Genomic DNA, 13,630 nt, shown 5'->3' on the forward strand with positions numbered 1-13,630 from the left:
CCGTTTACGTAACTGGCTTGCAGGCCTTGCGCTATTCTTGCGGCCATGACGCGACGACTTGCTCAAGTTGCGAAGAAGGTGGGGGTCAGCGAGGCGACGGTCAGCCGTGTCCTCAACGACAAGCCCGGCGTCTCCGCCGCGACCCGACAGTCCGTGCTGACCGCCCTGGACGTGCTCGGCTACGAACGGCCGACGCAGCTGCGCGGCGAGCGGGCCCGGCTCGTCGGCCTCGTCCTGCCGGAGCTGCAGAACCCGATCTTCCCCGCGTTCGCCGAAGTCATCGGGGGCGCCCTCGCCCAGCAGGGGCTCACGCCCGTGCTCTGCACCCAGACCAGGGGCGGGGTCTCCGAGGCCGACTACGTGGACCTGCTGCTCCAGCAGCACGTCTCCGGCGTGGTCTTCGCGGGCGGCCTCTTCGCGGAGGCCGACGCGCCGCACGACCACTACCGGCGCCTCGCGGAGCGGAACATCCCGGTCGTCCTGATCAACGCGTCGATCGACGGCCTCGACTTCCCCTGCGTGGCGTGCGACGACACCGTCGCCGTCGAGCAGGCCTGGCGCCACCTCGCCTCGCTCGGCCACGAGCGGATCGGCCTGGTGCTCGGCCCGGCCGACCACATGCCCTCGCGCCGCAAGCTGGCGGCCGCCCGGGACATGGCGCAGGCCGCGGGCACGGAGCTGCCCGAGGAGTTCGTCGAGCGGTCGATCTTCTCGCTGGAGGGCGGCCAGGCGGCCGCCGCGCGCCTCATGGAGCGCGGGGTCACCGGCATCGTGTGCGGCAGCGACCCGCTCGCCCTCGGGGCCATCAGGGCGGCCCGCAGGCGGGGGCTCTCCGTCCCCGCCGACGTCTCCGTCGTGGGCTTCGACGACTCGGCCTTCATGACCTGCACCGAGCCGCCCCTGTCGACGGTGCGACAGCCCATCGAGGCGATGGGCCGCGCGGCGGTCGACCTGCTGTGCGCCCAGATCCGGGGCACCCAGACGCACCCCGGCGAGCTCCTCTTCGAGCCGGAACTCGTCGTCCGCGGCTCGACCGCTCAGCCGCTCAGCACTCGATGATGTTGACCGCGAGACCGCCCCGGGCGGTCTCCTTGTACTTGACGCTCATGTCGGCGCCGGTCTCCTTCATGGTCTTGATGACCTTGTCGAGGGACACCTTGTGGGAGCCGTCGCCCCGCATCGCCATCTTCGCGGCGGTGACGGCCTTGACCGCCGCCATGCCGTTGCGCTCGATGCACGGGATCTGAACGAGTCCGCCGACCGGGTCACAGGTCAGGCCCAGGTTGTGCTCCATGCCGATCTCGGCGGCGTTCTCGACCTGCTCGGGGGAGCCGCCCAGGACCTCGGCGAGCGCGCCCGCCGCCATCGAGCAGGCGGAGCCCACCTCGCCCTGGCAGCCGACCTCGGCGCCGGAGATCGAGGCGTTCTCCTTGAAGAGCATGCCGATGGCGCCCGCCGCCAGCAGGAAGCGGACCACGCCCTCCTCGTCGGCGCCGGGCACGAAGTTCATGTAGTAGTGCAGGACCGCGGGGATGATGCCCGCCGCGCCGTTCGTCGGGGCGGTCACGACCCGGCCGCCCGCGGCGTTCTCCTCGTTCACCGCCATCGCGTAGAGCGTGATCCACTCCATGGCGCGGGCCTGCGGGTCGCCCTCGGCGCGCAGCTGCCGTGCCGAGTTCGCGGCGCGGCGGCGGACCTTCAGGCCGCCCGGCAGGATGCCCTCGCGGGACATGCCGCGGGAGACGCACGCCTGCATGACGCCCCAGATGTCGAGGAGCCCGGCGCGGATCTCGTCCTCGGTGCGCCACGCCTTCTCGTTCTCCAGCATCAGCGCGGAGATGGAGAGGCCGGTCTCCTCGGTGAGGCGGAGCAGCTCGTCGCCGGTGCGGAAGGGGTGCCTGAGGACGGTGTCGTCCGGCACGATCGGGTTGTCGCCCGCCACGGCGTCCTCGTCCACGACGAAGCCGCCGCCCACGGAGTAGTACGTCTTCTCCAGGACGAGGGCGCCCTCACGGTCGTACGCGAAGATCGTCATGCCGTTGGCGTGGTACGGCAGGGCCTTGCGGCGGTGCAGGATCAGGTCCTCGTCGAAATCGAAGTCGATCTCGTGCATGCCGAGCAGGTTGATGCGGCCGCCGCTCTTGATCTCCTCGACGCGGTCGTCGGCGCCCTCCACGTTCACCGTGCGGGGCGACTCGCCCTCAAGGCCCAGCAGCACGGCCTTCGGGGTGCCGTGGCCGTGGCCGGTCGCACCGAGCGAGCCGTAGAGCTCGGCCCGTATCGCCGAGGTGTGGGCCATCAGGCCCTCGTTCTTAAGGCGGCTCGCGAACATGCGGGCAGCGCGCATCGGACCGACCGTGTGGGAGCTGGACGGGCCGATGCCGATCGAGAACAGGTCGAAGACCGAGATGGCCACGGGAACTCCAATGGTGGTTGGTAGACGCCGTTGTCTGCCGGGGTGATGCAGAAGTACAAGGCGGTGCGGGGTCTGGGCGGGACGTGGTGCGGGGCACCCTGCTCACTCTCCAGTGTGCGGGGTGCCCCGATGTTTCGTACGTACGAACAAAAGCGTACAAACAGAGGGTACGGAACTACTTCAGGCCGGGGTACAGGGGGTGCTTGTCGGCCAGAGCGGTCACGCGGGTCTTGAGGGACGCCGCGTCGAAGCCCGGCTTGAGGGCCTCGGCGATGATGTCGGCGACCTCGCGGAAGTCGTCCTCCTGGAAGCCACGGGTGGCGAGCGCGGGCGTGCCGATGCGCAGGCCGGAGGTGACCATCGGGGGGCGCGGGTCGTTCGGGACCGCGTTCCGGTTGACCGTGATGCCGACCTCGTGGAGGCGGTCCTCGGCCTGCTGGCCGTCCAGCTCGGAGTTGCGCAGGTCCACCAGGACGAGGTGCACCTCCGTGCCGCCGGACAGGACGTCGACGCCGACGGCCTTCGCGTCGTCCTGCACCAGGCGCTCGGCCAGGATGCGGGCGCCGTCCAGGGTGCGCTGCTGGCGCTCCTTGAAGTCGTCCGTGGCGGCGACCTTGAAGGAGACGGCCTTGGCCGCGATCACGTGCTCCAGCGGGCCGCCCTGGAAGCCGGGGAAGACCGCCGAGTTCAGCTTCTTCGCGAATTCCTTGTCGCGGGCCAGGATGATGCCGCCGCGCGGGCCGCCGAGCGTCTTGTGCGTGGTCGAGGTGACCACGTCCGCGTACGGCACCGGGTTGGGGTGCAGACCCGCGGCGACCAGACCGGCGAAGTGCGCCATGTCGACCCACAGCTTCGCGCCGACCTCGTCGGCGATCCGGCGGAACTCGGCGAAGTCCAGGTGGCGCGGGTAGGCGGACCAGCCCGCGATGATCACCTTGGGGTTGTTCTCCTTGGCCAGGCGCTCGACCTCGGCCATGTCCACCAGACCGGCCTCGTCCACGTGGTAGGCGACCACGTTGAACTGCTTGCCGGAGAAGTTCAGGCGCATGCCGTGGGTGAGGTGGCCGCCGTGCGCCAGGTCCAGGCCGAGGATCGTGTCGCCGGGCTTGGCGATCGCGAAGAGGGCGGCCTGGTTGGCGGAGGCGCCCGAGTGCGGCTGGACGTTGGCGTACTCGGCGCCGAACAGGTCCTTGACCCGGTCGATGGCGATCTGCTCGGTCACGTCCACGTGCTCGCAGCCGCCGTAGTAGCGGCGGCCGGGGTAGCCCTCGGCGTACTTGTTGGTGAGGACGGTGCCCTGGGCCTCCATGACCGCGACCGGAGCGAAGTTCTCCGAGGCGATCATTTCGAGGGTGGACTGCTGGCGGTGGAGCTCGGCGTCGACGGCGGCGGCGACGTCCGGGTCCAGCTCGTGGAGGGGGGTGTTGAGAAGCGACATCACACGATCCCTATCGGTATGGGTCAGCCGGCGGTGAAGGCGGTGTACTCATCGGCGGAGAGCAGGTCGTCCGGCTCACCCGAGATGCGCACCTTGAACAGCCAACCGCCCTCGAACGGAGCGGAGTTGACCAGCGAGGGGTCGTCGACGACGTCCTGGTTGGCCGCGACGATCTCGCCGGTCACCGGGGCGTAGAGGTCGCTGACCGACTTGGTCGACTCCAGCTCGCCGCAGGACTCGCCCGCGGTCACGGTGTCGCCGACCTCGGGGAGCTGGGCGAAGACGACGTCACCGAGCGCGTTGGCCGCGTGCTCGGTGATGCCGACGACCGCCACGCCGTCCTCGGTGGCCGACAGCCACTCGTGCTCCTTGCTGTAACGCAGCTGCTGGGGGTTGCTCATGACCTGAATTCTCCTGTACGCGGGTGTGTGCTGCGGAACGGGAAAGATGTGCGGGGGGTCACTTCTGGCGCTTGTAGAACGGCAGCGCCACGACCTCGTAGGGCTCGTGGGTGCCGCGGATGTCCACGCCCACGCCCTCCGTACCGGGAGCGGCGTGCTCCGCGTCGACGTACGCGATCGCGATCGGCTTGCCCAGCGTCGGGGACGGGGCGCCGGAGGTGACCTCGCCGATCACCTTGCCGTCCGCGACCACCGGGAAACCGGCGCGCGGGACGCGGCGGCCCTCGGCGATCAGGCCGACCAGTTTGCGCGGCGGCGCGGTCTCGGCGCGCTCCGCGGCGGCGGCGAGCGCGGCGCGCCCGAGGAAGGTGTCCGACTGGCTGGTCTTCTCGAACTTCACGACCCGGCCGAGGCCCGCGTCGAACGGCGTCAGCTCGGCGGTCAGCTCGTGCCCGTACAGCGGCATGCCCGCCTCAAGGCGCAGCGTGTCGCGGCAGGAGAGACCGGCCGGGACCATGCCGACGGGCGTGCCTGCCTCCATCAGCGCGCCCCACAGCTTCTCCGCGTCGGAGGGGGCGACGAAGAGCTCGAAACCGTCCTCGCCGGTGTAGCCCGTGCGGGCGATGAGGGCGGAGACGCCCGCGACGGTGCCGGGCAGGCCCGCGTAGTACTTCAGGCCGTCCAGGTCCGCGTCGGTGAGCGACTTCAGGATGCCGGGGGACTCGGGGCCCTGGACGGCGAGCAGCGCGTACGCCTCGCGGTCGTCGCGGACCTCGACGTCGAACTCCTCGGCGCGGTTGCTCAGCTCGTTCAGGACGTTCTGGGCGTTGGAGGCATTGGCGACGACCATGTACTCGGGGGCCTCGGGCTCGCCGAGCCGGTAGACGATCAGGTCGTCCAGGATGCCGCCGTCCTCGGCGACGATCATGGTGTAGCGGGCGCGGCCGACGCCGATGGAGCCGATGTTGCCGACCAGCGCGAAGTTCAGGAAGTCCACGGCCTCGGGGCCGCTGACGGTGATCTCGCCCATGTGCGACAGGTCGAAGAGCCCTGCCTTGGTGCGCACGGCGTTGTGCTCGTCGCGCTCGCTGGCGTACCGCAGCGGCATGTCCCAGCCCGCGAAGTCGGTCATGGTCGCGCCGAGCGCGCGATGCACGGCATCGAGGGCGGTCAGACGGGGGGCAGTGCTCATGAAGGGAACTCCCAGGGCATGACGGGCGAGGTCGATCCTCCCCATCTGTCATCGGAACCTGAGAGGTTCGCCGGGAGTGTCCCGTCGTGCGGGACGTCCGGCTTGCACCTTGGGTGGGACCGCCGGGCGGTCCGCTTTTCAGATGTGCCTCGCCCGCGCGGTACGGGGCCTGAGAGATTCAAGGGAGGGACTTGCTCCTTCGGCGCCCCGGGCACACAGCACAAGCTGGGTTCCGGAGACTCTCCCGCGCGGATTCAAACGGCCTGTATGGAGTTGGCGGGCACATCATTGCACGCGACTCTGTTCAGGGGGACCCGTGTCCGGCAGCGGGTTCCGTCACCCCGGAGTGCTCTTGTGCCGCATTACCTTCTCTTTACACTTGCGGGGGAAGCAGTACGTGACCGCTATGGGGAGGCCGATCACGGTGCGCAGCAGGACGAGTCTCTATGCCACTTCCACGGGGGTGGCACTGCCCAAGCAGGCTCCTGCCCCGGCCGCGGAGAGCTGCGGTCGGCTGCCCGCCGCCGTCGTCCGCGATCTGCGGCAGCGGGCCGGTCACAGCCCGCACCGCCTCACGTTCGGCGCGGGCGACCTGGTCGTCGTCTCCGGGCTGCCCGGCGGCGGGAAATCGACCCTGATGCGGCAGGCCGTCACGGGCCCGCGCATCGACTCCCAGGACACCCGCGACCGCTGGGCCGACCGGATGCCCCGCCTGCTGCCGTACGCGGCCTACCGCCCCCTGGTCCGCCTCGCGCACTACGCCACGCTGCGTCGCACGCTGCGCTCCGGTGAGAGCGTCGTCGTGCACGACTGCGGCACCCAGGCCTGGGTGCGCCGCTGGCTCGCCCGCGAGGCCGCACGGCGCGGCACGGCCCTGCACCTGCTGATGCTCGACGTCCCGGTGGACACGGCGCTGCGGGGCCAGCACGAGCGCGGCCGTGGCGTCTCGCGGTACGCGTTCGCACGCCACCGCAGGACGGTCGGCCGGCTGGTCGCCGCCACCGAGCGCGGCGACCTGCCGTTCGGCTGCCGCTCGGCCGTGCTGCTCGACCGGGCGGCGGCGCGGGTGCTGCGGGTGATCGCCTTCGACCGCTGAGCCGACCGGCGTTAGGGTTCGAGCCGCAGGCAGAGCGGTCGCGAGCAGGGGTTGGACAGATGGACTTTCCGGCGCAGGCACATGCCCATCCGTACGGCGGATGGCCGGGCAACGAACTGGAGGAGGTCCTTGCGGCCTCACTCGGCGCCCCCGCGTCCGCGGGCGGCCGCATCGTCGAGGTGCTCGGCCGCAGCCACCTCTGGGTACCGCTGCCGAACGGCGGCAGCCCCGAGAGCGGCACCCTGGACCTGCCGACTCTGGAGATCGAGGGCCAGGCGTACGTCCCCGTCTTCACCTCCGAGCAGCAGTTCCGCCAGGCCCTCGGCGACGCGGCCGACCGGATGGGCTGCACCGTGGCGCCCGCCGTCGAGTTCGCCCGCGGCCTCCCCCCGCAGCTGGGCATCGCGCTGAACCCGGACGGCACCGTCGGCGTCCCGCTGCCGCCGCCCGCCGTCGCCGAGCTCTGCCGGACGGGCCGCACCGAGCTGGACGGCCCGAGCACCGGTGGCCGGGTACGGCTGTTCGAGCCGGACTGGCAGGAGGACCCGGTGGACTTCCTGAGCGCCGCGGCACGGGAGTTCGAGGCCGCCGGAGTCGTGCTCACGGCGCGCCGCTGTCTGGCCCACGTGGAGACGGACGATCCGACGCTCTTCGTCGGCGTCGAGCTGTCCACCTGGGACGGCAACGCGCGCGACCTCCCCATGGAGGCGCTGGGCCGTGCCCTGGGGCAGGCCCCGGTCCCGTGGCCGGTGAACCTGGTGCTGCTCGACGTGGCGCAGGACCCCGTGGGCGACTGGCTGCGTGCGAAGGTGCGGCCTTTCTACCACCGGATCGCCGCTTAAGCTGGTTCCATTCCTCTGTCTTCCATAGGGTCGCCGAGTTCGTCACGAAGGGGCGGTTACGGGTGAGTGCGTCGGGCACGGCCGCGGCCGGGCACATCGAGCAGTTGCTGCGCCAGGTGACGCCGGGGCGTTACGACGCGTACGAGGCACTGCTGCGCGCGCTCGCCACCGACCAGGTGTGGATGCTGCTCTGGCACGGCCAGGCTGGATCCCCCGACGCCCAGTACGGCAACATGGAGGTCGAGGGCCTCGGCTACGCACCCTGTGTGACCTCCGCCCAGGAGCTGTCCGCCAGTGGCTGGAACCGGAGCTACGAAGTGGTGCGCGGCACCGCCATCGCCCGCACCCTTTACCCCGACCACTACGGCCTCTGGCTCAACCCGCACGCCCCGGGCGGCGGCGTCGGCATCCCCTGGCTGGATCTGCGCCGCATCGCCACGGGCCTCGACGCGCTCCCCGCGGGACCGCTCAGGCTCACCGAGCCGAGCATCGAGATCCCCCAGTTCTACGCCCTGCTGACGCAGAACGCGCACCGCACCCCCGTGGTCCGCTCGCTGCGCCGCGCCTGGGTGCAGCCCGCGCTCGGTGCGCCCTATCTGGCCATCGGCCTCGACGTCTACGACACGTCGCCGCCGTCGGTCGACGCGGTGCGCACGATGATGCGGCAGTCCATCCCCGCCGTTCCGGAGGGCCTGCCCGTCTCGACGGTCGCGATGTCGGACGATTACGACCCGGTCGCGATGTGGCTACGAGCCAATGCCAGGCCGTTCTACGACCGTGAGGCCCAGGCGGCCCCGGCGCCCGCGGGCGGCTACGGATACCCCGCGCAGTACTGAACAGCGCCGACGGACGTGATGTCCGTTCTGGTGCAGGTGGGGTCCTATGGGCTCCTGTGACGCCTTGCGACCCAACTGCCCCGTGTTCGACCCTCGTTCACTCGCGTCCGGATAACGGAACACCTCGATCAGCATCACGGTTGCGCATCCTTTCCCCGTCAAGTCTGGTAACAGATCGCGACGTGGATGAAGACTCCCGCTCCAGGGGCCTCCGCCCCTTCGTACGACGGACTGATCACGTCGCTACAGCGGCAAGTGCGGGCCGGTCACCACCGGTTGAGAGGGGTCCCTGCCACGATGACGGCACCATTGCATGACACACCTGCGGACGCGGACCCGACCCAGGACGTCGCCCCCGCAGTTGATGCAGGGGTGAAAAAGGTCGAGGGTCGGTCCCTCAAGCAGATCGCCTGGACCCGCCTGAAGCGGGACAAGGTCGCCCTGGCCGGCGGCATCACCGTGCTGCTCCTGGTGCTGGTCGCCATCTTCGCGCCCCTGCTCGTGGACCTCCTCGGCCACGACCCCAACGGCTTCCACCAGGACAAGGTCGACGAGCTGACCGGCCTGCCCAAGGGCGCGCTCGGCGGTGTGAGCAGCGACTTCCTCTTCGGGGTCGAGCCCAACAAGGGCCGCGACATCTTCAGCCGGATCGTCTTCGGCGCGCGCATCTCGCTCCTGGTGGCGTTCCTCGCGGCCATCGTGGCCGTGGCGCTCGGCACCCTCTTCGGGATCATCGCGGGCTACTTCGGCGGCTGGATCGACGCCGTGATCAGCCGCGTGATGGACGTGCTGCTCTCGTTCCCGCAGCTGCTCTTCATCATCTCGCTGGTCTCCGTGCTCCCCGACGACCTGCTGGGCCTCCAGGGCACCAGCGTGCGCGTGGCCATCCTCGTGCTGGTCATCGGCTTCTTCGGCTGGCCGTACGTCGGCCGCATCGTCCGCGGCCAGACGCTCTCGCTCCGTGAGCGCGAGTACGTGGAGGCGGCCCGCAGCCTCGGCGGCGGCAAGCGCCACATCCTGTTCCGCGAACTGCTGCCCAACCTGGTCGCCCCCATCACCGTCTACGCGACGCTGATGATCCCGACCAACATCCTCACGGAGGCGGCCCTGAGCTTCCTCGGCGCCGGTGTGAAGCCGCCGACGGCCTCGTGGGGCGGCATGCTGCGCGACGCGCTCAAGACGTACGAGCACGACCCGATGTTCATGGTTTTCCCGGGCGTCACGATCTTCATCACCGTCCTGGCCTTCAACCTCTTCGGCGACGGGCTGCGTGATGCGCTCGACCCGAAGGGGACGCGCTAGAAGGTCCCAACTGGCTTGCCCCTGCCGCATGTCAGGTGGCTTTAACCATGGTTCTCCGGCAGCACAAGGCCAGGGACCGCGATCTCGGAGGTTACGAGAAAATGCCCACAGGTTCCACGAAACGACGGCTCACCAGCGGTGCGGCCCTCGTCGTCGCGGCGCTGGTGACCACCACGGCGTGCGGCGGCGGTGACGGTGGCGACAGCGACTCGAAGGGTGCCGGCTACAACGCGGCGCTGAACAAGGTCGCCAACCCTTCCAAGAAGAAGGGAGGCACGCTGAAGATGGTCGGCAAGCAGGACCTGGACTCCGCCGACCCGCAGCGCGCCTACTACGGCATGACGTGGGACTTCATGCGCTTCTACACCCGGCAGCTGGTGACCTACGACACCAAGCCGGGCAAGGCGGGCACGAAGCTGGTCCCGGACCTCGCGACCTCCACGGCGAAGATCTCCGACGACGGCAAGACCTACACGTACAAGCTGCGTGACGGCCTTACGTGGGAGGACGGCTCGGCGCTGACCGCCAAGGACATCAAGTACGGCATCGAGCGCGCCTGGGCGACGGACACCATCACCGGTGGTCCCGGCTACATCCGCCAGACGCTCGACCCCAAGGGCAAGTACAAGGGCCCGTACAAGGACAAGGGCGGCCTCGACGCGATCGAGACCCCCGACGACCAGACGATCATCTTCAAGCTGCCCAAGCGCAACGGTGACTTCGAGCAGTTCCTGGCCATGCCCACCGGTTCGCCGGTGAAGGAGGCCAAGGACACGAAGGCCAAGTACACGCAGCGGCCGTTCTCCGCGGGGCCTTACAAGTTCCAGGAGTACAAGTCCAACAAGAAGCTCGTTCTGGTCCGCAACGACAAGTGGAAGAAGTCCTCGGACCCGATCCGCGCCGCGCTGCCCGACAAGATCGACGTGACGTTCTCCGCCAACCAGGAGGAGAACGACAAGAAGCTGATGGAGGGGGACTTCGACCTCGACATCAACGGCACGGGCATGACCCAGTCCGGCCGCGTCAGCGCCGTCACGGACCACCGTGACAACGTCGACAACATGCACACGTCCTTCGTGCGCTACGTCGCGCTCATCCACAACGCCAAGCCGTTCGACGACGAGCACTGCCGCAAGGCCGTGTTCTACGCGACCGACTTCGCGAGCATCCAGCAGACCCGTGGCGGCAAGGTGGCGGCCGGCGACATCGCCAGCAGCACCTTCCCCGTGGCGATCCCCGGCTACAGCAAGTACGACCCGTACGGCGTGCTGAAGCGCAAGGGCAAGCCGGACGTCGCCAAGGCCAAGGACGAGCTGAAGCAGTGCGGCAAGCCGACCGGCTTCACCACCAAGCTGACCGCCCGCACCAACCAGCCGGGTGAGGTCGACGCCGCCGAGTCGCTGCAGCAGGCGCTCGACAAGGTCGGCATCAAGGTCCAGGTCGACTCCCTCGACGGCGCCGACACCGCCAGCATCACCGGCTCGCCGTCCGTCGTGAAGAAGCGCGGCTACGGCATGACGATGAGCGGCTGGGGCCCGGACTTCCCGTCCGGCCAGGGTTACGCGCAGCCGCTGTTCGACAGCCGCTTCCTGAACCCGACCGGTAACTACAACGAGTCGCAGATCAAGGACAAGAAGGTCGACGCGCTCTTCGACAAGGCGATCGCGGAGACCGACCCGGCCGCGGCCGGCGAGATCTACAAGCAGCTCGACAAGAGGATCCTCGACCAGGCCGACTGGATGCCCTTCCTCTACGAGAAGAACATCACCTGGCGCGGGTCGCGGCTGACCAACGCGTACATGTCCGACGGCTACAACGGCCGTTACGACTACGCCTCGCTCGGCGTCGTCAAGTAACACCCGTAGCTGTCACACACTTCCCGTCAGGGAAGCAGTAGTTGTAGTTCCACCGCCGCCGAATCCCGCCAGTCCGAAGGGCAGGTGATGGCCCCGGGCGGTGGCCGGGACCCCTCACAAGGGGGCCCCGGCCACCGCCGGGCCGCGCACAGTGCTTGCTTATCTCATCCGGCGCCTGTTCGCCGTAATCATCATGGTGCTGGTCGTACTGCTCGCGACCTTCACCGTCTTCTTCATGCTGCCCAAGTGGGCGGGACAGGACATCGCCGTCCTCTTCGCCGGCAAGGCCACCGGAGCCGAGCAGATCGAAGGCATCCGGACCAAACTGGGACTCGACGACCCTCTGCTCGTCCAGTTCTGGGACTTCATCAAGGGCATCCCGATGGGGCGCGACTACGTCAACGGCACTGACGTCACGCACTGCCCGGCGCCCTGCTTCGGCTACTCCTTCCGTACCGAGGCGCCCGTCTGGGAGACCCTCAAGGACGCCCTGCCCGTCACCGCCGCGCTCGCCGCCGGTGCCTGTGTCCTGTGGCTCGCCGCGGGTGTCGCCACCGGTGTGATCTCAGCCCTCAAGCGGGGCACGATCTGGGACCGCTCCGCGATGACCATCGCCCTCGCCGGTGTCTCGCTCCCCGTCTTCTTCACCGGCATGATCGCGATGGGCCTCTTCGTCCACCAACTCGGCTGGGTGAAGATCGCGGACAGCCTCAGTACCGACGACTCGATCGACGTCTGGCTACAGACACTGATCCTGCCGTGGATCGTCCTCGCCTTCCTCAACGCGGCGATGTACGCCCGCCTCACCAGAGCGACCATGCTCGAAGTGCTCGGCGAGGACTACATCCGTACCGCCCGCGCCAAGGGCCTCGGCGAGGCCACCGTCATCCGCAAACACGCGCTGCGCTCCGCGATGACCCCGATCCTCACCGTCTTCGGACTCGACCTCGGCGTGCTGATGGGCGGCGCCGTGCTCACCGAGTCCACGTTCAACCTGCCGGGGCTCGGCCTCGAAGCGGTCAGGGCCATCAGCAGCAAGGACCTGCCCGTCATTCTTGGTGTCACGCTGTTCGCGGCGCTCGCGATCGCCATCGCCAACCTCGTCGTCGACCTTCTGTACGCCGTCATCGACCCGCGAGTGAGGCTGGGATGACCGAACTGTCCAAGAGCGGAGCCGCGGTGGGTGAACCCGTCGCCGGTTCGCCCGCTCCCTCCGCCTTCCTCGAGGTGCGCGACCTCAAGGTGCACTTCCCGACCGACGACGGCCTGGTCAAGTCCGTCGACGGGCTCAGCTTCCAGCTGGAGAAGGGCAAGACCCTCGGCATCGTGGGCGAGTCAGGATCCGGCAAGTCGGTCACCTCGCTCGGCATCCTCGGCCTGCACACCGCGGGCCAGTACGGCGCCCGCAAGGCCCAGATCTCCGGCGAGATCTGGCTGGACGGCACGGAGCTGCTGAGCGCCCCGGCCGACGAGGTGCGCAAGCTGCGCGGCCGCGAGATGGCGATGATCTTCCAGGACCCGCTCTCCGCGCTGCACCCGTACTACTCCATCGGCAAGCAGATCACCGAGGCGTACCGGGTCCACAACGACGTCGACAAGAAGACCGCGCGCAAGCGTGCGATCGACATGCTCGACCGGGTCGGGATCCCGCAGCCCGACAAGCGCGTCGACTCCTACCCGCACGAGTTCTCGGGCGGCATGCGCCAGCGCGCGATGATCGCGATGGCGCTCGTCAACAACCCCGAGCTGCTCATCGCGGACGAGCCGACGACCGCCCTTGACGTGACCGTCCAGGCGCAGATCCTCGACCTCATCCGGGACCTGCAGAAGGAGTTCGGCTCCGCGGTCATCATGATCACGCACGACCTGGGCGTGGTCGCCGAGATGGCGGACGAGCTCCTGGTCATGTACGGCGGCCGGTGCGTCGAGCGCGGCACGGCCGAGAAGGTCTTCTACGAACCCCAGCACCCCTACACCTGGGGCCTGCTGGGCTCGATGCCCCGCATCGACCGCGAGGAGACCGAGCGGCTGATCCCGGTCAAGGGCTCCCCGCCCAGCCTGATCAACCTGCCGAGCGGCTGCGCCTTCAACCCGCGCTGCCCCTACGCGGACATCCCCAAGGACCAGATCACCCGCAGCGAGCGCCCCGAACTGCGTCTGGTGGCCGACGGGCACTACTCCGCCTGCCACATGTCGCAGGAAGAGCGCACCCGGATCTGGACCGAAGAGATTGCGCCGAAGCTGTGAACGA

Annotated in this window: 12 protein-coding genes and 2 riboswitches; of the genes, 8 read left to right on the top strand and 4 right to left on the bottom strand. The window is 69.2% G+C overall.

Going from position 1 to position 13,630, the window contains the following annotated elements; all coding sequences use genetic code 11:
* Positions 1 to 45: 45 nt before the first annotated feature.
* Positions 46 to 1,059 carry a LacI family DNA-binding transcriptional regulator gene (locus AC068B_RS28765; protein ID WP_478674539.1) on the top strand — a complete coding sequence of 338 codons (1,014 nt, stop codon included), beginning with the start codon at positions 46 to 48 and terminating at the stop codon, positions 1,057 to 1,059.
* Here the strand turns inward: AC068B_RS28765 and AC068B_RS28770 are convergent.
* From AC068B_RS28770 to gcvT, 4 genes are all read right to left on the bottom strand, one after another.
* Positions 1,046 to 2,416, bottom strand: coding sequence for an L-serine ammonia-lyase (locus tag AC068B_RS28770; RefSeq protein ID WP_478674540.1), 1,371 nt, complete (start codon positions 2,414 to 2,416; stop codon positions 1,046 to 1,048). The genes AC068B_RS28765 and AC068B_RS28770 overlap by 14 nt on opposite strands.
* 175 nt (positions 2,417 to 2,591) lie before the next feature.
* Positions 2,592 to 3,854 carry a serine hydroxymethyltransferase gene (glyA, locus tag AC068B_RS28775; protein WP_478674541.1) on the bottom strand — a complete coding sequence of 421 codons (1,263 nt, stop codon included), beginning with the start codon at positions 3,852 to 3,854 and terminating at the stop codon, positions 2,592 to 2,594.
* A 23-nt stretch (positions 3,855 to 3,877) separates the two neighbouring features.
* A complete protein-coding gene (gene gcvH, locus AC068B_RS28780; RefSeq protein WP_478674542.1) occupies positions 3,878 to 4,255 on the bottom strand; it encodes a glycine cleavage system protein GcvH in 378 nt (125 codons plus the stop codon).
* Positions 4,256 to 4,313: 58 nt separating this feature from the next.
* Positions 4,314 to 5,447: a glycine cleavage system aminomethyltransferase GcvT gene (gene gcvT, locus AC068B_RS28785; protein ID WP_478674543.1), complete on the bottom strand. Its 1,134-nt coding sequence runs from the start codon at positions 5,445 to 5,447 to the stop codon at positions 4,314 to 4,316.
* Positions 5,448 to 5,482: 35 nt separating this feature from the next.
* Positions 5,483 to 5,595: riboswitch (glycine riboswitch) on the bottom strand.
* Positions 5,596 to 5,704, bottom strand: a riboswitch (glycine riboswitch).
* 149 nt (positions 5,705 to 5,853) lie between these two features.
* Between gcvT and AC068B_RS28790 the strand changes: the two genes are divergently transcribed.
* The 7 genes from AC068B_RS28790 to AC068B_RS28820 all read left to right on the top strand — a co-directional run bounded on the left by AC068B_RS28790 (position 5,854) and on the right by AC068B_RS28820 (position 13,626).
* The gene (locus tag AC068B_RS28790; RefSeq protein WP_478674743.1) at positions 5,854 to 6,543 is read left to right on the top strand and encodes an AAA family ATPase; all 690 of its coding nucleotides are present in this window, start codon (positions 5,854 to 5,856) and stop codon (positions 6,541 to 6,543) included.
* A gap of 59 nt (positions 6,544 to 6,602) precedes the next feature.
* Entirely contained in the window at positions 6,603 to 7,385 is a 783-nt protein-coding gene (locus AC068B_RS28795; protein WP_478674544.1) for an enhanced serine sensitivity protein SseB, read from the top strand.
* A gap of 62 nt (positions 7,386 to 7,447) precedes the next feature.
* Positions 7,448 to 8,221, top strand: coding sequence for an enhanced serine sensitivity protein SseB C-terminal domain-containing protein (locus AC068B_RS28800; protein WP_356256881.1), 774 nt, complete (start codon positions 7,448 to 7,450; stop codon positions 8,219 to 8,221).
* A gap of 297 nt (positions 8,222 to 8,518) precedes the next feature.
* A complete protein-coding gene (locus AC068B_RS28805; protein WP_478674545.1) occupies positions 8,519 to 9,523 on the top strand; it encodes an ABC transporter permease in 1,005 nt (334 codons plus the stop codon).
* Between the two features lie 101 nt (positions 9,524 to 9,624).
* Positions 9,625 to 11,379, top strand: a complete 1,755-nt coding sequence (locus tag AC068B_RS28810; protein WP_478674546.1) for an ABC transporter substrate-binding protein — start codon at positions 9,625 to 9,627, stop codon at positions 11,377 to 11,379.
* A gap of 151 nt (positions 11,380 to 11,530) precedes the next feature.
* Positions 11,531 to 12,532, top strand: coding sequence for an ABC transporter permease (locus AC068B_RS28815; protein WP_478674744.1), 1,002 nt, complete (start codon positions 11,531 to 11,533; stop codon positions 12,530 to 12,532).
* Positions 12,529 to 13,626 carry an ABC transporter ATP-binding protein gene (locus AC068B_RS28820; protein ID WP_478674547.1) on the top strand — a complete coding sequence of 366 codons (1,098 nt, stop codon included), beginning with the start codon at positions 12,529 to 12,531 and terminating at the stop codon, positions 13,624 to 13,626. The genes AC068B_RS28815 and AC068B_RS28820 overlap by 4 nt, the downstream gene beginning before the upstream one ends.
* Positions 13,627 to 13,630 lie beyond the last annotated feature (4 nt).

The organism is Streptomyces sp. NPDC042371 (assembly GCF_056437465.1).

Excerpts from the sequence above, each read along its gene's own strand:
- AC068B_RS28795 (WP_478674544.1), top strand. The coding sequence starts at position 6,603 with ATGGACTTTCCGGCGCAGGCACATGCCCATCCGTACGGCGGATGGCCG.
- AC068B_RS28790 (WP_478674743.1), top strand. The coding sequence starts at position 5,854 with ATGGGGAGGCCGATCACGGTGCGCAGCAGGACGAGTCTCTATGCCACT.
- gcvH (WP_478674542.1), bottom strand. The coding sequence starts at position 4,255 with ATGAGCAACCCCCAGCAGCTGCGTTACAGCAAGGAGCACGAGTGGCTG.
- AC068B_RS28805 (WP_478674545.1), top strand. The coding sequence starts at position 8,519 with ATGACGGCACCATTGCATGACACACCTGCGGACGCGGACCCGACCCAG.
- AC068B_RS28820 (WP_478674547.1), top strand. The coding sequence starts at position 12,529 with ATGACCGAACTGTCCAAGAGCGGAGCCGCGGTGGGTGAACCCGTCGCC.
- gcvT (WP_478674543.1), bottom strand. The coding sequence starts at position 5,447 with ATGAGCACTGCCCCCCGTCTGACCGCCCTCGATGCCGTGCATCGCGCG.
- AC068B_RS28765 (WP_478674539.1), top strand. The coding sequence starts at position 46 with ATGACGCGACGACTTGCTCAAGTTGCGAAGAAGGTGGGGGTCAGCGAG.
- glyA (WP_478674541.1), bottom strand. The coding sequence starts at position 3,854 with ATGTCGCTTCTCAACACCCCCCTCCACGAGCTGGACCCGGACGTCGCC.
- AC068B_RS28810 (WP_478674546.1), top strand. The coding sequence starts at position 9,625 with ATGCCCACAGGTTCCACGAAACGACGGCTCACCAGCGGTGCGGCCCTC.